We start from the raw sequence: 20,733 nt of genomic DNA on the forward strand, positions 1-20,733 counted from the left end.
TGCCGTCCTCAAGTAATCCGCAGATGGAACAAGCCAGCGGACTTGCCCCCATCGCGCAGCAGGATTTCCTGCGGATACTCGTTAGCCTCGCCCCACAGGACGCGGCCAAAGTCGATCTGATGTCCGTGGGGCGTGTGGCACAGCCAACTCACCGCGTCGGTGGACGCCTGCACCCTGATGCGGTTCTGGCCGCCGGGCAGCCAGAACACCAGCGCTGCACCGCCCGCGTAGGCATTTTGAAACGACAGCACGGCGGGCTTAACCACATCGCCCAGCCATGTTTCGGCATCCGTCGACGTCAACAAGTCGAGGCTGCCATCCAGCCCGGCGACCACAAGCGTCTGATCACCGTTACTCGGCAGGTCTTCCGGCCAGTTCCCCGGCACCTGCGCTGAGCGCAGAAACTGACGCAAGCTCCAGACCTCGCCAGGCAAGCAAATCCGGTTGCGCGCTTCCTCGTCCCACACCCAACTGGTTCCGCGCCGCTGCCATACAGTGTCCACCAGTTGTCTCATTGTTTGTATTCCCCATCGTCGTCGAACAACGACCCCTGTACGGGCTGGGGAGCCCGGCTAGCGTGCCATGCGTTGTAGATTGACACCGCACGCGAGGCCGCATTGCGGGCGGCTTGATCTGAGCCGTTGCGGTGAAGCCATTCTAGCAGCGGTTTCAGTGCAACGTGCGGCTTGAAGTTTTCGTTCTTCAACGTGTCCGAGGCGTTGATGCCGCTACCGTCGAAGCACGCACCGACCAGCACCAGCGCCTGATCCAAATCGGAAATCAGGCGACGGCGATGCTTGCCCGACCATTCCCGCGCGAAATCCAAGGGATCGGTGCGGGTGAAAATCTTATTCTTCTCCGCGCACCAGCCGCGCTGCACGAATTCGTCCGGCGTTGTGATCGAGCCTTTCAGAAACTTCTGCAACTGGTCGCGCTTCAGATCGGCCCCGTTGCCGAAAGTACGCAAGAATTGACGCGTGATCGGCTCGGCGGTGACAGGCGGTGGCTCCTTGCCCTTGTCGGCATCCTCGTCGATGAGCTGGTTGATGCCTACCAACGCATCCTTCACGGAGATGGCGCGCCCTTCATCGACGTAAACCTTGCCATAGTGACGAGAGAAGTATTCCAGCGCCTTCCCTCGCCGGATGACCTGGAGGTCGGCAGCCGGCAGACCTTCTTTGGCATGGTTTTCTAGCATGCCCTGCAACTGGCGTACGTCTGCCATCACCTCACGCCGCATTCGGCCCCAGCTCACCGGCTTCGGTTCCTCGGTCCGTTTACGGCAAACATGGATGATGTCGTACTCGATGGTTTTGGAGCCGAATTCGCCTTCGCCCTTGGTTTCGTCGGAGCGGATTGGGTATGTAGCTTCGAGGTAGTAACCCGCGTCGAACAACGATTCCAGCACCGCCACCCACGGTTCATCTTCACTGTGGTGGAAGGTGAAGGCGAGAATGCCACTTGGTTTCAGCGCACGATGCACTTCGCGCCAACATTGCGTGAGCAGACGCTGGTAGAAGCCGTCCGGGTCTTCCGGCTCGCGCGCGCGGTTTGCGACCGCTTCCAGCGACTTGGGCGTGTATTCGGCACGGAAGTAGTCGGGGTATCTATCCTTCAGCGCGAGGCGCAACCAGACATAGAAGAAATCTGACAGCTCCGAATAATGGAGCAGGCCGCCGAAGGGTGGGTCGGTGATCACAAGATCGAGGCTGGCGTCGGCAAGTTTTGTCAGCTCGGTGGATGATCCACAGAAAACCTCTGCACCATTTACCGGGTCGCCCGGAAAGACCTTCTCGCTCTTGCCACTGATGCCGCTTGCAAGCGCGGCATCCTTTCGTTTCAGGCTCTCCGCGCTTACCGCCTCCCATGGCCGCACAGCCCAATCCCGGCTTTCAAGGAGAACCGGCACGCAAGAACTCCAGGGGCCGTAGCCCATAGGCGAAAAGACTCCCACTTCAACCAGAGTTGATTTCGGGTGGAAATTATTGTTCGACAGAGCCGGAACGAAGTGATCCTTGGTGATGTGCCAGAACGCAAGAACACTCTGATTTCGCAGATAATTCTGAAACGCCCCGAGAACAAACTCGCGCACCTTCCAATCGTAGTCGCCGACGTTCACGATGGCTTTCAGCAGTTGTGCGTGGACGAGCAACTGACGAGGATGGAACATTGTCCACCAGTGCGTGAAGCCGTGGTTCGGAACGCCGCCCTGCAAGTGGTGAGTCATGAAGCCGTAGGGGAGTTCAGAGCGCGGCCAGTAGTCCTTCAGGTCAGCGTCCTTGCGAGCTTCCCATTCCGCGAACGCGCTGTCGTACTGTCGCGCGTGTCCCACATCGTAGGCAGAGAAGAAGCGCCCGCTATATGGCTTGCCCGCCGCATCGCGCTTGGGCGCGTAGCCCTGCACTGCATAAGCAGCCATCGGTCCGGTCTTACCCGTAGCCTTTATAGTCGTCAGCACATCCTGAACGGTGCCACAAGCCGAACAGGCGTAATGCGATTTCTTCGGTACCGTGCCTTTTTCCGGCGCGAAGGTGACGCCCGTTTCCGGGCATGTCACTTCGTCCGGCAGCGGACCACGCACTTCCAACAAACGAATCTTCGCGGCGCGTGCATGATCCCAGCGCGTGGTCGCGGCCACGTCATCCTGCGCCGAGCCGCCATAAGGCTGGCCATTCGCATCTTGTTTAGACTCACCCGCAAGCCATTGCGGATGCACCAGCAGGCTCAGCTGAACCTTCTTGTTCTTGCCCTGACCCAGATTCGTCAGCGCGGTGTGACCGCACCGCGGGCAAATCACGCCCTTCTTTCGGTTAAGCACGGAATACGGATGTTCGGAGGGCGCGACGTAGAGCGGCGCATCCGGGGCCATGCGAGCTGCTTCTTCCTCGACGTGAAAGCTAGTGCCGCACCTACCGCAGGCATGTTCCCATTGCTTGACAGTGAGCGTCTTCACCGCCATCACCGGGCTACTCATAATGGGTGTGCGGTGGCCGCAGCCAGTGACCTGACACGGACCGTGCTTCGCCCAGAAGGTGTAAATGGCTTCTGGGCCGTCGTAACGGTAATCCTTGCGCTCGTCGCGCGGAATAGCTAGCGGATCGAAGCTGGCGGGCATTACCTTGTTGTTAGGAAGGTGCGTCCATGTACCTTTTTCGCCTTCAGGGCCGTCGCAGTAATAGTACGGCATGATCTGCGGTTTGACCTCGGCCTCGATGTCGGCGAGAAGCTTCTTCACCTCCTCCAGATCGACGTTGGCCAGCTCCTGTTTGACCACGAACCACGCCACCGGGTTGAGGTCATTGCCGACCATCTGCATTCCAAGACGCGAGCCTTCCACCAACGTGGTGCCGCCGCCCATGAAGATGTCGGCGACCTTAAGGGCTTTGAATGCGCCTTTCCTCTGGTGATTGGCATAGTAGTTGTCCCACACAAGTTTGGCCGCGTGCGAGGAATCGTCCGGCGCTTTGGTGGCCGCCGCGATCAACATCGAGCGGAACACGCTTGAGCGCCGCCGCGCCCACCACTTCGACATCTGGTAGATGGGCTTGCCTGCATTGCCTTCGATCACCGCGATCTGATTGACTGGCAGGATCGGAAAGTCCACTTCCAGACAAGTCTTTGGACGGTTCGGATCATTGAAATCAACGGTTTCCAGCGCACCGGCCTTGCCTGCACCGACGGCCTTGGCGACTTCTTGCGCGAGAAGTTCTTTCTTGGTGGCCATCAGCCGCAATCCTTATTTGGTCAGTTCAACGAAGGGTGACAGCACTTCGAGCAGCGACAGGCCACCATGTGTGAGCGTTGGGTAGCCGCCCGGGCTGCGCCACTTCCTACGGCCCAAGGCCAAAAGGTACGCGCCGCGCGGGCTGTTGATTTGCAATGCCACGGGTGGCACGAAGGGACCGGTGTCACCCATTCCAGGCTTGCTGCGCCCGCTGGAAAACGTCTGCTTGAGAAATTGCCCGACCTCGCCATCCGCATCAGGGAAGTAGCCGGTGGCCGCGTAGCCGTGGTCGGAAGTGATAACCAACCGCCGGCCGGTAGCGAGACGTTCGACGAAGGCCCAAAAATCGTCGCCGCTCAGCTGCTCGGCCACGTCTTTCGTCAGCGGTTCCAATCCTCGACCTGCACCGGAGCCGTCATGCAACTTAACGTCGGGCCAGTGGTGCCAGAAAATTTGGTTTGGCGTGTTGCCGACTAGAGCCTCGCAATCCTTCCACGGCAGATCGACGGTTTCCGTCTGCGCTGGTTGTAGTTTGTGTGCGAGGCCGCCGCCATTGTTCTGGAGTTTGCTGCGGCTGGCAAAGCCGAGCGCGCGGGCGAATTGGTCGGTTTCACCGGGCAGCTCGGAGGCATGGGCGCTGACCTCGTGCAGGGTGAAGCCGCGTTCCTTTGCACCCTGCAACAGCCACGGCAGTTCGCGCAGGGAAAGACCGTCTAGGACCAGCATTGCCTTTGCGCTGAAGGATTCGGCCCACCAGCGCACCAAGCGATCCGAAGTCCGCTCAACGCTTGCGCCGAAAGCTTGCCACAAGTCCCAGCCACTGGAGGAGAGAAACAAATCCAGTTCAGCGATTTCGCGATCGCGCTTGGCGACCTCGCTAGGCGCATTGCCTGCGGCCAAGGGCTTTGAATTGGTCTCGATCACATGGCTGATGATGATGCGCCAGGCATGTGCGTCCGTGCCCTGCGTCAGGCCATGCAATGCGCTGACAGTCAAGACCATCAATCGTCCTCCTTCTCAAGATTCAGCTCGAAGGTCATGCCTTCGGGCAGCTTCTTAAGCAGTTCCTTGAGCTGCGCGCCGGTGGCTTCGGATACCTTAATCGACACTTCGGCCACGCGCGTGGCTGGGCCGATGCCCCAGCCTTCGATCTTCCCGATGAGGTTAAGCGGCGATGTGGCTGAGTTGGACAGAGGGATGCGAGGCTTGGCGGTCGTAGCGTCGCCACCAAAGATGCCGCCCGGCGCGGGTGTAGGAGGGACGCCGTCGAGCGGGCCGCCTCCGGGCACAGGCGGCATTGGTGGCGTTGTGATGCCGCCCTCGAAAAATCCGCTGCTCGTCGACGACGGCGCGAGCGGTGCGGAGCCACCCGTCGCCGGCACCGCAGAGGGTAACATCACAAACACGTCATCGAGGTGGCGACCCGTGAGTGAGAGCTTGGACCGCAGACGCCGCCAGGCGGTCTCCTCGTCCTCGCCTGGATGGGTTTGCAGGTATTCCATGCCGCGCACGTTGATGGCGACCGTGCCCTTGGCACACAGGCGCAACAGGCGCTCCTTCATCGCCGTTTCGCCCAGCCACGGAATGCAGTCCTGTCCGGCGGGGCGTGGCTCTTGCAGTTCGCGCAGCAGTTTGCCGACGGAATCGTTACTATTAGCGAACTCGAGTACTAGTTCCTCGAAATCCTCGGGTACAAACAGGTCACTGGCTAGTGATTCTTCAATGGCTTCGGGAATTTGCGCGCCTTGCTTGTCCAGTCGCTCAACGGTGATTTTGCTCTGTGCAGGGTCAGCAAAATTCCAACGTTGCAGCACGGCGAAGCGGTCGAACCTCTTCTTGAGGTTGTCGCGCAGGGTGCTCTCGAATTCCTTGTGCAGCCTCTTATATTCGGGGTTCTGGCTACTCCATTCCTGAGCCTTCATCTCGGCGCGGGCGAGGATGAGCAAGTCATGGTCGAGAAAGGCGTTGCTGCTACCTGGGCGCGGGAGCAGGAAACGCACGGTATTGCGGCGCTTCTGCAAGTGATCTTTAAGCCAGCGGCCGAGTGTGGCGTCGAGCTTATCCGGCTCTTCAGGTAGCACAAGGATGGGCAAACGGTCATCCCACCTGTCCGGCTGTTCGGCTTCGTCGAGCGATGTCCATGGTGCGTTGACCCAAGACTTCGGCAAGGCGATCACGCGGAAGGTCTTGGCAACCTCGTCAGTGCCACCGATAACGTAACGAACTTGCTTTGCGAGTTGGGCCTGGTCGGCCCCGTCTGCGAACAGCTTGTCGTTGCGCGCATAGGCCATTAGCTTCGCACGCGGGTTCTCTTCCTCACGAAACAGCAGCTTCGTGCCTTCGTGATGGATGTTGAAACTGTTATCGACAATAGTCGCCAACTCAACCTGAAAGGCGTTGTCGTCCACCGGCTTGCTTCGGGTGATGTCCAATTGGAGCGTGGCTGGTTCGGCTCCGGCGAGATTGCCTATGGCAATCGAACGCAACCACAACGCGCCGATGATCTCTTGCAGATGCGGCGCAACGCTGGCGTGATCGTGTCGCGCCTCTTGTACCGAGATAACGTTCTGCTGCGCCTTCTCTCGAAGTGTGCGGTGGTGCTGATTAGCCACAGCTTCCAGCAATGCACCAATGCCCGAGGCGTCATCATCCAGCCGGAAATCAGCAGCCGTGAGCACCGGCATGGTGTCACCAGCACTTTTGTACAGGTTGGCAAGAATGCGGATAAGGTCCCGGGTTTCCTGCGCATCGGTGGCAATTAGCACCTGTTCTTCAAGCAGTCGCAGCAGGTGAGGTGCGAAAGGCCATGACTCAGTGAACTCACGGCGCTTGCGCTCCTGCTCGGCGGAAGGAACGTCGAGCAGACGGAAAGATTCAGTGACGTGCTGTGCGACCAGCGATTCGATGGTGCCATTTGCGATCTGCAAGCGATTGTCGAATAGGCGGTGGAGTAGCATCCGACGGCGATCGTGCTGGATGCGTTCAGCGCTACCGCCCGCCTTGAAGTCGATGGCGACCGGGTTGACGCGGTGCACTTGCTGGTAGGCATCGCTACCGCCGTTGCGCACCGAGATCACCAGCACCAGCAGATCGGGGCGCTCCTTGGCGATCTCCGAAAGAATCTGGATGAAGTTGAATGCCCAGTTCTTCCACGGATACTGCTTGGTGTTGGTGAGACCGTCGTACCACGTCTGGAATTCGTCCAGCAGGAGCATCGTCGGCTTATTCTCTAACAGCTCGATGATGAGCTTGTCTGACGGGATTTCGGTCTTGGATGCGCCTTGGCCTTCCCACTTGCCGTTGATGAAAGTGCCGTGCGGGTGATTCTCGAACAGCACATCCCACAGGAACTTGTAGCGGTGACGGTGCAGGCTTTCGCCGATAACATGCATCCCATCGCGCAGCTCGACCTTGCCTACGCCGGGATCGGCCAGCGTGGTCGCCCACGCATTGAGCCACGCACCGGTCGATACCGGGTCCGTCACCGCGTGGTAGAGCGCGGCCATCAAGTGCGACTTACCGAGACCCCGTTCGCCGATCACGACAACAGGGCGGCCCTGGTTGGGACCGACGGCCTCAATACCCTTCAATAGATCGTGCGTGGGATAGGTGATTTCCAGGAACTGCTTGGCGGCAATCTGGGTTGCACCAGTATGCTGATCGTTGGACAGCTCGATGGCTGTGCCTTTGAGGCGCTTGCCCCGAAATTCTTCACGTAAAGTCAGCCCAAGCATTATTTCCCCTCGCTTTCCGCGGTTGAGGCACGGAAAGGCTCAACCTTGATCTTGTTTGTCCGCCGCATGACCTCGGCCAACTCGCAATAGAGCATGCCGCATAGCCGGGCGAGTGTACCAAATACCTTTTCAAACCATACGGTCACCTCGGGCAAAAAGCCCGACCAAGCATTCAGGAGTTGCTGGAGGTTTGCCGATCAACACCAAGAATTTGGGTAGCGAGGATAGCACCCAAACCGTTCTTTCAAGAGAATTCTTTCAGGTGGTTGCACTTGGATGCATCGTCATAGATCCCGCCCAGCCGCTCGCAAAGCTAGCTCTATAGCGATAATGCAGGCTCGACAATCTGTTTCGCCACGAACGAGGTGATCTTGATCCGCATCAGGGGCATCGCAGCGATGTTCCGTCTTGCACCCTACATGCGCACGATCGATCTGCCCGGCAGCGGATCAGTGCTGGAAAGGGTACCGGATCGCAGTTTGCCCGATAATCAGGGCATGGCAGCCCCAATCTCGGCAGTCACGTCACGGACGCCAGGGGCAGTCCATACGTCGTCCCGCAACATGAACTTGTTGCTATTTGTATGGGCGATATAAGTGGATCGTTCGACCACGAACGCTATGGGGACCAGCGCCGCCTTCATCACATTGAAGTTGTCATCGAACAGGACACCCGCCAGCACATCAAAATGTCCCCCGTCTATATCGCGGATCGCGGAAAGCTGTCGGGACTTGTTGCGACGGTGAATGCGACGGCCCTTTATCTGATACCGCGTGCCGTCTTTTCCGATGGCGTCATATCCCCGTTCGGAGTTCGGAGCTTGGTGCCATCCGAAGGCACGGCAAAATAAATACTCAGCAAGATCACCCGTCGGATTGTTGGCGCTGCGCACCACTCCCCGGCTGCGCAATTCTTCCGCGACTTGGGCATGAACGACGAGGAGTTCGGCAACCGTGGCCGATTGCAGCTGCTGCAAGAAGTCCAATTCATTCCCTCTAGCCAGCGATCCCCGAGACCGTCTCCAGGGAGCGATTGCCTAACCTTCGCACGACTTGCCGTTACCATCCTTTTGCGCGGAACGATACGGTCACGTTCGGCACGCACGGTTGTCCCGTCCCGCGAAATTACGCCAGGCATGTGACACAGCCTCAAAGCGCCGCCGCGTACAGGGACTGGCCATCGCTTACGATCGAACTCACCGACTAGGTCGTCAACCGAGGACGTCCTCAGTGTGAAATTGGGTTTTCACACTGAACCTCCCCACGGCAGTGACCTCGCAGACTCGTCCTCACCAAGCCACGCAGAGCTTTGATCACGACCTTGCGTCCCGTACGTCGTGCAAATCACCTCAGATTACGCCCGCTGCCCTCGTTACGACTTCGTCCCGCCAGCACCATCTCCTACGCGACTGCTAGTAAAAACCAACGCAGAACGAATGCGCCATCTACAATCCGGCCTCAACCAAATCGCGCAGCAGTGCTGCCCCGAGTTCAACTCGATCACAAGAATCGAGGTTGAGCCCTTCGCACTCCACTTGAGGCACCAGCAACACACGGTCAGCGCCGACTCCATGCTGAGCGCAAATCCGGGAAAATGCTTCGACGTGTGACGTTAAGGGTGGAGGACGAAGAACCAAACCTTCGGCGACGCACCCAAGTTCGGTACCACTCTTATTCAGACGCATCCACCGGGACTCCGTTTCATGGCCGGTGAACCAAGGATCTTCGATGCTATTTTCTACCCCACTCACGCGATAAATTGCATAGAGATATGGGTCACGGTACCAACTGTTCAGTTGGGTCTTGTTGAGCATACAGACGCTGTAACCGAGAAGACCGTTCGAGCCGACGTAAATTCCCGAGCGACTTTCGCGCATAGCTGGATACTTCACGAAGTACCAACGCCACCCCAAACCATTCGCGCCGGCCGTAGCATCGAGCCAGTCCTGCTGAATCTTGCTCAGGGTGCTACCCACATCAACTTCGGCGCTGGCGACCACGTCAAGCAAGTGCCCGAGAACGGCTCGGGTTTCGGAGAGGTTCAACCTGCTTGCCCCGGTCAATAATTCACGCCATGGGGCAGGATTTGAACCTGAACCGAATTGGAATAGGCGGGCATTTATCTGTCGCGAGTAGTCGCCGATCGCGAGCAACGCGCCCGTGAGAGAAGGCATACACTCAGTTGCGGAAAAGAGCTTGTGGAAGGCACTGGCACGTCTGTCGAACACGGCCTCGTCGAGTTCAAAAGCCGCAAGACATCCGCGCAGTAGCGGATGGTCCTCAAGATGGAGCAAGTTTCGTTCGAGACCTGGACTTTTTGACAGCAGTTCCTGTTTTAGCTTCTCGTCCGAGGCTTGCGCCTGGTTGAAAGCAGAGACGCGATCTAGGGCACCATCAATCACGATGCACCGAACATCGGCCAGAAGCTCGGGCATTTTTTCCAATCGAAGCTCATTGCTCGACGCCTCGACCAGATTTCTAAGGACGCGTAGGCGACGAGCGAAATCGTGCGTCTTATGAATCCTGTGGAGTAGAACGGCATAAAGGAAAATGGTCTGCGGCCACCCGAACACCCGATTGCGACCGCGCGCTTGTCCATAGGTTTGGCAACACGCCGCAAAGAGGTCAGTTTCAGCGGTGCCCTGCTGACCGTACAACACGACCTTGCTCGGGCTGCTCGAGTCAAGTGGCGCCGCGGTTGTCGAGAAATGACCAGCAAAAATTGATTGGATTTCCACGTCCACCCAAGTGTCGAGGGCCTGGAACAACAAGTCGAGATTGGCCGCAGCCCTCGGGTTGCGCCTTCCATAGACATCTTCAGCCTGTGACGCGATGTCGCCCTTTGCGAAGCGACCCTCGTGCCACTCGCATACTTCCGCTACGAAGTGAAAATACCGCAAAAAACCATCGTCAATGGAAAAGTCGCGGCTCCGGTATCGCCACAACAGATCGGACCAAACGCCGTCAATCTTGACCGCGAATTCATCGACCCGATCGGGGCACGATGTTTCCAGTATTTTCTCAAACAACGCTTTGAAATTTTCGAAAGGCGTCAGCGGCTTTCCGCGAGAATTCATCTTAATGTACAGATCGTCGCCCGAGCCTACCTGCTCGATCGGCAACAGGTGAAATGTGATTGCCGGCGCCTCAGCATCAATGAGGCGCTCCCATGCGGCTAGGCAATCGTCGTCTCGGAATCGCTCATGCATCGCATCCAGCATCACCAGCATCGATTGGATGGTCGGGTCGTGACGCCAAGTATGCAGATACCAGAACTGATCGGCGATCCAGGCGGACAAAATCTCTACTGTCGCTGGAGGCTCACTCTCTACAAGCCGCTCACAAAAAAGACGTGCGCTGGCCCGAGTGGCATATGAAAAACTCTTCCAACCCTGCTCTTGGTAGACGCGTCCCGAACGAAACGCCAGATACCAGTGCAAAAGAAATAATGTGGTGAGCCGTTGCTGCCCATCGAGCGGTCGCAACGTCCCATTCTCCACATCGCCGTATACGAAATCGAGATTTACGCTCTCGCCGCAGGTGACGGCACGATACAGAACGTCAAGAAAACTCGCGCGTATTCGCTCGACAGCGGTTCCCGTGCGCCCCTGCGCATAGTCGCGTTGGATGAGCGGAATTTCGATATGTTTGACGGTGGGCGATTCCGGCACGCTGTGGGTGAATAGCGAATTGTAAGAAGTTAGATAACTCCTCATGATTGCCGGTCCTCTAACTTCAAATACGGGAAAAGAATCCCTTGTTCGGGAGAAATCATTGCCCGGAGATAGCTCTCGCGGTCTTGGACACTCCAAAAATGAACCTGTTGCGCGTCAGCATTCGTATAGTATTTTAGGAAAACCTGCCGAGTGCAGAGGGGAATGTATGCGCCCTTCCTGTCGAGCTCCAGGATCTGCCTGCGTTTCACCTCAAACACTGCATTGCCGATGGCACTGTTGTCGCCGCTCGACAGCAGTGCAAGATTGGTCACCGAATGAACCGAGTGAACTGAAGGTGGAGCGTTCGCATCCGACGGTGTAAACACTGCCGTTACGTCGCGAACCAGCTCCTGAAAGCTGTTGCGGTCGATCTGATCGGCGGCAGCATCAATCTTGCCAATAATTGCGCTGCGTCGTTCCGGATCGACTGATGGGAGATCCGTGAGCGCATCGCGATGCAATCGCAGCCATTCCTTCCACTGCTCCGCCTTGGTGAGGCTCTCGGCATTCTGAGCGTGAATATGCTCAAGCGACCATGCCGAATCCCGGTGCTGTCGAAATGAATAGCGCTCAGTCGAATGCCTCAAGCGGCGTACAGTTTCAACGTTCATCAGAAGCAGCAGCCGAGCGCATTTTTCCTTGTGTGTGTCGGTTTCGTAGCTCAGGGCGGTAACATCGGATGGGCTGAGGTCGAGTGTTTCGCAAATACGTCTGTCCAAGGCCGCAATAAAGTTGCTCTTACTGTGGTTGGCAGCGAGCGTTACAAGCTCTCCGAACGATTGCCCAACAGCAACAAGAAAGCCGATTTTGTGGTAATAATTGCGATCTTCAAACCAGCCGAGAATCGTTGCATGCAGGTCAACGACCTGGTTCCATAGTGTCTCGGGCGAGGTCGCTTCGATTCTCTCCCGCAGGTTGTCGAATGTGTAAAAGCGCGGGCGCTTCGACCCAAGAGTGCCACCAGCAAGTGTGTCGAGTAGAAGACTGATGCGCGTCGGGTATTCGTCTTCAGCGGCGTCGGTGATGAAAGACCATACGTCGGGTTGATGCAGATCGCGTTCGATGCTGTCCCATTGCGCTGCGAATTCACGGGTGCGATCCGCACGTCCTGGCCCGCCTCGGCTGCGCGAGAGCAGGAGGGCCTTGATCAGTTCAGCGTCAGTGAGCGGAATGCGACCGACGTTCAGGCGCGTAAATAGAGTAGTTGAATCCAAATCGATCGGTGCATCGTACCAGATTACGCGAACGCTCTCGAACAGATATCCGTAGAACTTGTTTGCGACGTACTGGCGACGCGCACCGTGCGTATTGAACCATTCTCGAATGCACTGGAAAGCCACGTAGAGGTGAAAGAAGTCGATATTGCTTTCGCTGCGAGCTTGGTCCAGCTCGTGCAAGTAGTTCTCGCTACCAGGCCGCGTTTCATAAGCGATGGAGTACGCCGGCCCGGCATTCTGCAAGCCCTCGCGCTGCATAAAAAGGAAGATCAGATAGAGCGTCGTAAGCCGCTGCTGACCGTCGACAAGTTCCCATTCCTCATTGCCGGTTCGCTTCACAACAATGGGCTGCAGGTTATACGGGGCGCCATTGCTTTCCCAGATGTCGCTAAGGAGGCGCTCAACTTCCTGTTTCCCCCAGCGGTAGCCACGTTGGTACTTGGCAACAAAAAACTGCCCGGAGATATCGCCGACCAGCTTCAGTTCGAGAAGAGCTCCATTCTTGAAGTATGTTGCGCCTTCCTCGAAAGCCGTGCTCGATGTTGTCTTCGCTTCAACTACTGCCATTCAATTCCCCCTCCGCCTGCGATTAAAATCTAGCGACGGCAAATCTCAAGATCAGGAAGGATTGGACTCCTGGGCATCCAGAATTCCCCACTATTCGCATGCATCCCCTAAAAAGATCACGATCCACCGTGACGCGAACGGCGCTCGACAAATGCCCCCGATTCCGAGACGCAAGCGGCTCTACCACGTCGATGTGGTCGCCGTCTGCCGATACGATCAGGGGGGTGTGCGCTACCCGCTCATTGGCAAATCGTGTGCTTGTCGGTCCAGTTCTTTAATTTCCAGTGGAAAGATTTGCAATCAGCGCCAGCTGCGTTCTCGTTTCGGACCCGACCAGATTCGTCGGCTATCCATGCGACTGAATAGGACCCGATGTTTTCGCAAGGATAGTGATGTTGCTTCAGCCCAATAAGACCAAGCCTTTCGGCCTATCGAAATCGAAGGTCTCCGCCTATGAGCAGTGTCCGAAACGGCTCTGGCTGATGACCCACAAGCCAGAGCTTGCAGCGTACGACGACCAGGCCCAAGCGCGATTTGCAGAGGGTCACGCGATCGGCGAGATTGCGTGTGAACTTTGTCCCGGTGGCGTCATGATAGAGGCTTTGCCGGACCTGCGTGCCGCGCTCGCGGCCACTAAATGTCTCATCGAGAAAGGACACCCCGGACCGATCTTTGAAGCGACCTTCGAACATGATGGAGTGCTCGTTCGCGTGGATATCCTCGAGCGAACGCCAGACGGCCGTTGGGCAATGCGTGAAGTGAAGAGCTCCACAGGCGTCAAAGATTACCACCGAGGCGACCTCTGCACCCAGATCTGGGTGCTTGAACAGGCTGGTGTTGAGTTGGCCGCGGCATCAATCCGTCATGTTGACAGGGAATTCGTGCTCCATTCCGTTGGCGATTATGCTGGCCTCTTCCGTGATCATGAACTTCTTAACGAACTTCAAGAACTCGCTACCGGTCGCGGCAAACTTGTCGCCGGAATCAGAGAAACGCTTGCAGGCGAAGAACCAGTGATTGAGGTCGGTGACCATTGCGGCAGCCCGTTCCCATGCGAATTCTCGGGCTGCTGCCATGTCGCTGACGAAGACGCCCCCGCCTGGCCAGTTTCGCTCCTGCCGTACGGCGCAGGAAAGCGATGGGAAAAGGAAGGGATATCGGATCTGCTTGCGCTTGATGAGGCGGATCTTGGATCGAGAGATGCCCGAATCGTGGCAGCAACGCGCAGCGGCAAGCCCTTCCATGATCTGAAATCCGCTCGGCAAACGATGGACCAATGGGAGTATCCGCGTGCATGGCTGGATTTCGAGACCATAGGGTTTGCAGTGCCGCGCTGGATTGGAACAAAGCCATACCAGCAGATCCCTTTCCAGTTCTCGCTTCACCTCGAACAAGCCGACGGCTCGATTACGCACCACGAATTCCTGAGCATCGACGGCGAGGACCCACGAAAGGATTGCGCCAAGGCATTGGTCGAGCTCATTCCCTGTCGCGCGACCCCCGTCGCCTATAACGCGAGTTTCGAGAGACGTGTCCTGCGCGAGCTTGCCGCGGCCTTTCCTGAATTTTTGAAGCGGCTCAACACTATCGCAGATGGGCTTGTTGATCTTTTGCCCGTCGCCCGCGATTGCTGGTATCACCGCGACCAACGCGGGAGTTGGTCGATCAAAGCCGTCCTGCCGACCATCGCCAATCTCGACTATGGTCGCCTAGATGTCCAGGATGGTTCTCAGGCACAAAAGGCGTACCTAGAGGCGATCGATCCTGCGACCGAACCCGATCGGCGATCGGCGATCGATCTTGGTCTCAGGGCCTATTGCCGGCAGGATACGCTGGCGATGGTGATCATTGCCCGGCAATTTTTGGGGCGCGACATAGCCAATCTTCTTTAATCGCCTGTCAGGGAACCGCGGCGAAGTCTGACCGCTGGTGACCTTTGACGAGTGCCGCAAGCTCAGGTGGTTCGAGAACTTCCACGTTGTCGCCCCATTGATAAAGATGCCAGGCCATCTCCAGATGTCCGGCGGCACGAAACCGCACGATCAATGAGCCATCCGGCTGCGGCTCGAGGTTCTGGTCAGGATGAAAGTGATAGGCGGCCGCCGCTCGTGCCGCCACCGGGCTAAATCGCCAGACCACCTCTCCGTATTCGTCGCTATTGTAGTAGACGCCGAACGCTTTTCTGGCCATTTTGCGGAAGCTGTAGCCGTCAGGCATTGGCCGGATTCCCTCCTCCAGAACTCGAACTTCCGTCATCCGATCCATGCGCCATCTTCCGGGCTCCGCGGCGACAGGCGAAGTATCGACGCGGGCTACAAGGTAGTGGCGCCCACCCAGCAAAACACCAACCGGCTCGACCGTTCGCTCGCGCCCTTCCCCATTTGAGCTCTCATAGACGAACCGCAGTTTTCGAAGTTCCAACACCGCTCTTCCCACCGCGTCTGATACCAAATGGTCGATCACCGGTCGCGGGCCAGGTCGCGCCGCTACTGCATGGCCATGCAACATCGCTTCCAGATCCGCTTCATAGCTCTTCTCGCCGCGCCTCATCAGGGATCCGCCCAGCCGATCCCGAATGATGCGGAGCCTGGCCGCGGCTTCCCCGTCATTGCTTGCTGCGAGCACTGTCGCCGCCCGCTCAAGGATCGCCAGATCACTCGGCTGGACGACCGGAAGATGATCAAGCTCCTTTGTCCGCAACGACCAATATCGCCGCGGACCTTCGCTGACCTCCTTCAGACCCGCAGGAAACAGTCCTCTCATCGCGCTGAGCATTCGCTGACGCTTCTTCTCCAGCGCCGCCTTTGGTCCCTTTCCGAGTTCCGCTTCGATATCTGTCGCGCTTAGACCGGACCGGCTGGCGGCGAGACGGATGGCCAGTTGGAGCAATTCCTCGGCTTTCCTGTATGACATCCACCCTCGCGGATCAAAACATGAACGACCAAATCCGTCCACCTCTCGATTTATCTACCATTTCACTGAAACGAGAAAGACTGGAGACAAAAATGATCAATGATCGAAATCGCTCACTTTGAAGCCAACACGAGAGATAGCGTGGGGGTTGCGGCGATGTCGTGGATGCCATCGCCGGATGCTGAAGTGCCACACGATGCTGAACTAACGCCTTGAGAAGTGGTTTGAATTGGGAACAGAAGGAAACCCTATGGATAAGTCTGAACCTGCAACGATTTCCCGATCGTCGCTAACCAAGTTGGTTGATCTACTACCATTGGTAGGCGTGGACTACGGGAGTCGTGACTACGACGCCGATCTGTTTAGACTTATCGATTCCCGGCCCGTTCGAAGGGCTACCGTCATGGACAATGATGTAACTTTGAGTGCTTTGTCAGCAGATGCACTCGAAGCGGCCATCTCGCTGCGGGAACTGCTGCCCATTGTCCATGAGGACTGGGTCAGCGAGATACATGCCTTAGAAGTCGACTATGTTGACGATAACGGCACCCATGTCGTTGAAATGGGACGACATGGCTACTTCCGCGCCGATGGTGAGTTCATTGAAGGTCCCCGCCTTGAATTGATCCCTCGTTTCACGACCAAGGTGGACGATGCCTTAAAATTCAAGGAGCGGGTCTTCGGCTCTTGTCTTCTCCTTACGATCAAGGAGGAGGAAAACGCCGAATGGGGAAGCGATTACCAGGCTTGTCTAATCGACCGCCAATCAGCGGTCATCTACGCTCACCGCACTAATGATCTGCCGCACGCGATCATCGGTGCCGTCCTGGGAGCCATGCTGTCAGGCTTTACACACAAACTGCTGCTGTTTGAAATCAAGGAGGATGGTGGCGACAGTGTTTAAACCGTGGCTACCCGATTATCGCTGACAAGGGTATCGGGAATCCCGAAGCAGACCGATAGTGTGAAATTAGTCTTTCACACTGAATCTCTCATTGCTCGCGGGTTTGATCTAACGCATCGTGACAGTCCAAGGATTCGCCTAACAGCGGGCCGTTTTGCAACTGAGCGAATGACGGGGGCGGCCGATAAAGACCGGGCCGGTAGCCTGTGGTGGCATTTCAATCAACGCTGAACTCTGAAGAGCTGATGTTTCAGATCTCCGTCCCCTCGGGAAAGGTCAGCGCATCCTCGACACCCATGCCAAGACATCGAACCGATTCTCGATCTTGGTGTGCCCAAGTAGGATCATCCAGCACAATGTGTGAATGCCGCCTACTTAACTCGTCTTCGCCGCTCCTGAACTTCTTTTTCCAGGAGTTCTTCTACTTCAGCGACCGTGCTCGACGCAGCGCTCCAATCACCCGGAACTCTGAAAGCGACATCGCGTGGGAAAGGCTTTCCGCTATCAAAGAATGAGTTGAAGACGTGTTCCACGGCTGCGCCTGATTCATTCAAGCCATCATAAACGACCCGGTAAGAAGGGTACTTTCCCTTCCCATCGGTACCGATCCTAACTCGTGCGTTGCCATGTTTTCGTATGCAGTAATCCATCGAATTGAGGACACATTCTGCGTACGCTTTGCGATCTCTGAGACTGCTCCAGACGTCCTTTATGGTCACGTCGGACGATAGCATATCTTTCCTCCCTCCTGCATGCATTCCGAGCCGTGCCTCGGCACCAGCTTAGACATTCACTCAATTTGGTTCACGTCGGTAACTGCACCCAAAATAGACAAGCCCAATGCGCTGTCCAATCGTTTCGACACGATGCCTTCAGGCGTGGAACGACGGGAGGGCTAGCATTTTCCGGCAGAGCGTTTATGAGCAGAATTACTTGTGGAGAGCAAAGGATTTCGAATGTCAGCTGAGAAAGACGCCCCTTACCTGCTTGAGCTAACTGCCGAGATCGTTTCTGCGTATGTAAGCAAGAACGCTGTGCCAGTTGCGTCTCTTCCAGACCTTATCGGGAGCGTAAATTCGGCGCTTTCGAAAATCAAGCAGCCCGCTCAACCCGAGAAGCCAACCCAAGCTCCTGCGGTCAACCCAAGGCGATCAGTGTTTCCAGATTATATTGTCTGTCTCGAGGATGGGAAAAAGTTCAAATCGCTGAAGCGGCATCTTAACGTGCACTACGAGCTGACGCCCGATGAATACCGCGAGAAGTGGGGACTGAAGGCAGAGTACCCGATGGTGGCGCCGAACTATGCGGCTCAACGGTCGGCGCTGGCGAAATCCAGTGGGCTTGGCAGGAAGGCGCCGGCGACAAAGAAAGCGGCCAAAAGAGCTCGATAAAGCAAACTAAAAGCGGCTGATCTGCAGTGAAGTAGTTTTTGGCCTGGCCTGGCCGTCGGCTTGGAGAAGGTTCCACTGACGCTAAGGCGCCGTGACCGATCGCCGGAGCAGGCGGCTGCTACCCTTTTTGATGGGGACTCGTTTCAGTATTCGTCGGCCCGCATGATGGTCATCACACGGGACGTAACGTTCCGATCTGAAGGGTCGGTAGAGTGATAACGGCGGGTAAGGTCGTAGTAGTCGATCTTCCAGATGATTTTGATGGCGACAACCGTCATGACCGCACAATCGTGCTCACCGTAGGGATCATTCTCGGGAGTGAAACCATCGAACACCGTGATAGCCGAGATGATGTCCCTGATCGTTGAGGGACCGAGCGCTGCTATCCCGTCGGTAATGACAACGATCCCGCCAAGGCGTCGGATCCTTAGATCGTCGTTTAATAGCCTGATTCTGAGGACCGTTTCGTCTAGAGATTGACTGATATCGTTGACTCCCCCGAAGGGAATCTCTCGTTTCTCGTTCGTCATAGTGTTTCCCCTTTTTTGGGACGGAGATGTTCCTTCTGGTCGGCTCAATGGTCAGCCCTGTCGTTCAGGTGCGTCCGTTTGTGCGGTTTGTCCGGGGGGTGTTGAGCCTCAGAACGTCATCAAACCTGACATCCCGACCCCGGTCTGGAACCAGAATATAGGAAAATATGCCTATTTCCAGGCCGAAAGGCCGCCATTCCGACCATTGTGCCCCACAAAAATCGAGGATTTGATCGTTTCGAAGCTCGGTTGTCCCCCCGTTGGATCGGGGTAAGACACAAGCGTCGCGACCTTGGCCGCGCCCGCTAACCGTCGGCTGTCATATCTTCGGCCTTCTCCCGGAAGAAAGAGGAGACGGCTCGCGAGCGCCCTTCGGAGGTTCAATCAGGAGATCCGCGGCGGGAACACCCAGCACCTTGGCCAGAACCTCTAACTTATCAATGGTCACGTTCTCCGAACCGCGCTCGACGCGACCAACGTAGGACCGATCGATCTCCGCGGCCAGCGCCAGCCGTTCTTGCGACAACCCTTGTGCGACACGCAGTTTGCGGAGGTTCCAGCCAATGATCTTGCGCACGTTCATCGTGAGCAAGAAAGCAATACGAACGGCTTGACAATCGACGGACTGACAGTCCCCTATTTAGTGCAAAGGTTGCTAAAGAGGTTGCAACCATTACGGACTTTCGGGCGGGCAAATGATGATCTTGAATCGAATTGGCGCAGTGGCTTTGGTCGTCACTGAAATGGCATTCGGCCTTGGCACTAGACACGTCTACGCCGGCGGAAATAGGCTCACATTCAAAGGCCCCGCGGTGGACGTTAATCTGCCCTACGACCTCGACACAGAGTCCGGCGAGACGCTGAAAGAGCATCAGTCCGACTATGATGTTGCGATCGACAACTTCAAGGCCCTTTGCCCAGCAAGGATTGCGGAGGCTGACCGCGCTACTCAAACTGCAAACGCAGATCCGGTAAAGCCAGGGTCGTTGGCCGGGGACCAGGGTGGTGAACAATTTTCCGATGAGAATAACGTAGTATATGGAGAAATGACGAACGAATCGGAGTTCTGCCGCTTTCTCGGTCACAAAACTCTTTCAAACATATTTACGATGTACCATCTCGATAAAAGAGCATACAGCGAAACGTCGCAGAAATTGTCTTATCAACTTGATTCATGGATGCTAGCCAGAGTTAAACGTGCAAACATAAACAATCCGATCTACGCCGACGGCAATATGCTGGTAAGATTGAGTCTGGATTCAGACAAGCGGCATGAGATCGAACAGAGGTTTTCGAACTGCGCACTTAAGTCTGAAAATACCACAAGGGACGCCTTGTCGGAAATCTTCGCTTACAACCCTGGGGATATGTTCATCGATCTTAGCGTTGACTTCGACGGCGGGCCTCTAAGATTAGGCGATCTGGTCGTCATGGCATCCCTGTCGGACGGGTTGATCGCCCTTGAAACTATCCTCGACGGGATGGTTGACCAGTCCGATGCCCAGGTCTCTAAACTTAACAGCGTTGCCTCTGAAAATTCGCAAGCACAATCCTCGCTTGAGGCGAGATTGTCGGAACCTGCTGAGATCCTCAGTGACTTCTATGGCGCCTACAAACTCGTATCAATCTGTTACGATAATAGAATTCAATACGAGAGGAAGTATGTCGACGACACGATGATGGCCGAAGCGAGGGAGCATATCAAAGTTATTCAGCAAAGAACCGTTACCTCCTCAAGCGGAATCTCCCCGGATCGGATATGGAATAATTCGCCCGTGGCCTACCCACTTTGGCACTACGACAAGCAGTACAGGAATAAAGAGGGGATGACAAAAGTCAAATTCTACCTGGATAGCCTATTGGACCAATCGGTTACGCGGGAATTTTCAAGTGAGCTGGATGAAGTATGCAAAAACTCCGTCAAGATGCTGGCTATGGAAGCAGGGAGTATGCCTGGTACAAAGGAAATCAAGAAGGATTTTTGACAACCCCCCTCCGGAGAGTTCCTGCCGCTGCCCTATCTAGACGTTTGAAGGCT

General features: G+C 56.5%; 14 protein-coding genes. 4 read left to right on the forward strand and 10 right to left on the reverse strand.

What is annotated here, in order from left to right; genetic code table 11:
• Positions 1–8: 8 nt before the first annotated feature.
• From A9K71_RS15140 to A9K71_RS15170, 7 genes are all read right to left on the reverse strand, one after another.
• Positions 9–515, reverse strand: a complete 507-nt coding sequence (locus tag A9K71_RS15140; RefSeq protein WP_066996941.1) for a hypothetical protein — start codon at positions 513–515, stop codon at positions 9–11.
• Positions 512–3,724, reverse strand: a complete 3,213-nt coding sequence (locus A9K71_RS15145; protein ID WP_066996944.1) for a hypothetical protein — start codon at positions 3,722–3,724, stop codon at positions 512–514. The genes A9K71_RS15140 and A9K71_RS15145 overlap by 4 nt, the downstream gene beginning before the upstream one ends.
• 12 nt (positions 3,725–3,736) lie before the next feature.
• Positions 3,737–4,726, reverse strand: coding sequence for a hypothetical protein (locus A9K71_RS15150; protein ID WP_066996947.1), 990 nt, complete (start codon positions 4,724–4,726; stop codon positions 3,737–3,739).
• Complete coding sequence (locus A9K71_RS15155; RefSeq protein WP_066996950.1) at positions 4,726–7,458, reverse strand: DUF499 domain-containing protein; 2,733 nt, start codon at positions 7,456–7,458, stop codon at positions 4,726–4,728. The genes A9K71_RS15150 and A9K71_RS15155 overlap by 1 nt, the downstream gene beginning before the upstream one ends.
• A 490-nt stretch (positions 7,459–7,948) precedes the next feature.
• The gene (locus A9K71_RS15160) at positions 7,949–8,443 is read right to left on the reverse strand and encodes a hypothetical protein (RefSeq protein WP_197504235.1); all 495 of its coding nucleotides are present in this window, start codon (positions 8,441–8,443) and stop codon (positions 7,949–7,951) included.
• A gap of 459 nt (positions 8,444–8,902) precedes the next feature.
• On the reverse strand, positions 8,903–11,173 hold the full coding sequence (locus A9K71_RS15165) for a DUF262 domain-containing protein (protein WP_066996952.1): 2,271 nt from the start codon (positions 11,171–11,173) through the stop codon (positions 8,903–8,905).
• On the reverse strand, positions 11,170–12,957 hold the full coding sequence (locus tag A9K71_RS15170; RefSeq protein ID WP_082980534.1) for a DUF262 domain-containing protein: 1,788 nt from the start codon (positions 12,955–12,957) through the stop codon (positions 11,170–11,172). Before A9K71_RS15170 ends, A9K71_RS15165 begins: the two co-directional genes overlap by 4 nt.
• A gap of 395 nt (positions 12,958–13,352) precedes the next feature.
• On the opposite strand from A9K71_RS15170, the gene A9K71_RS15175 reads away from it, so the two are divergent.
• The gene (locus tag A9K71_RS15175) at positions 13,353–14,849 is read left to right on the forward strand and encodes a DUF2779 domain-containing protein (RefSeq protein ID WP_210180297.1); all 1,497 of its coding nucleotides are present in this window, start codon (positions 13,353–13,355) and stop codon (positions 14,847–14,849) included.
• 7 nt (positions 14,850–14,856) lie between these two features.
• Here the strand turns inward: A9K71_RS15175 and A9K71_RS15180 are convergent, their stop codons facing one another.
• Positions 14,857–15,870, reverse strand: coding sequence for a WYL domain-containing protein (locus tag A9K71_RS15180; RefSeq protein WP_066996958.1), 1,014 nt, complete (start codon positions 15,868–15,870; stop codon positions 14,857–14,859).
• A 403-nt stretch (positions 15,871–16,273) separates the two neighbouring features.
• Between A9K71_RS15180 and A9K71_RS15185 the strand changes: the two genes are divergently transcribed.
• On the forward strand, positions 16,274–16,774 hold the full coding sequence (locus A9K71_RS15185; protein WP_156752687.1) for a hypothetical protein: 501 nt from the start codon (positions 16,274–16,276) through the stop codon (positions 16,772–16,774).
• 956 nt (positions 16,775–17,730) lie between these two features.
• Positions 17,731–18,165, forward strand: coding sequence for a MucR family transcriptional regulator (locus tag A9K71_RS15190; RefSeq protein WP_066996964.1), 435 nt, complete (start codon positions 17,731–17,733; stop codon positions 18,163–18,165).
• A 143-nt stretch (positions 18,166–18,308) separates the two neighbouring features.
• On the opposite strand, the gene A9K71_RS15195 is transcribed toward A9K71_RS15190, so the two are convergent.
• Together A9K71_RS15195 and A9K71_RS15200 are read right to left on the reverse strand one after the other, a co-directional pair.
• A complete protein-coding gene (locus tag A9K71_RS15195) occupies positions 18,309–18,695 on the reverse strand; it encodes a DUF3768 domain-containing protein (RefSeq protein ID WP_082980535.1) in 387 nt (128 codons plus the stop codon).
• A 319-nt stretch (positions 18,696–19,014) separates the two neighbouring features.
• Positions 19,015–19,278, reverse strand: coding sequence for a helix-turn-helix transcriptional regulator (locus tag A9K71_RS15200; RefSeq protein ID WP_066996967.1), 264 nt, complete (start codon positions 19,276–19,278; stop codon positions 19,015–19,017).
• Between the two features lie 112 nt (positions 19,279–19,390).
• Here A9K71_RS15200 and A9K71_RS15205 point away from each other — a divergent pair, with 112 nt between their 5' ends.
• A complete protein-coding gene (locus tag A9K71_RS15205) occupies positions 19,391–20,680 on the forward strand; it encodes a hypothetical protein (protein ID WP_066996970.1) in 1,290 nt (429 codons plus the stop codon).
• Positions 20,681–20,733 lie beyond the last annotated feature (53 nt).

This window comes from Mesorhizobium sp. WSM3873 (assembly GCF_001672445.1).
GTDB lineage: Bacteria > Pseudomonadota > Alphaproteobacteria > Rhizobiales > Rhizobiaceae > Mesorhizobium.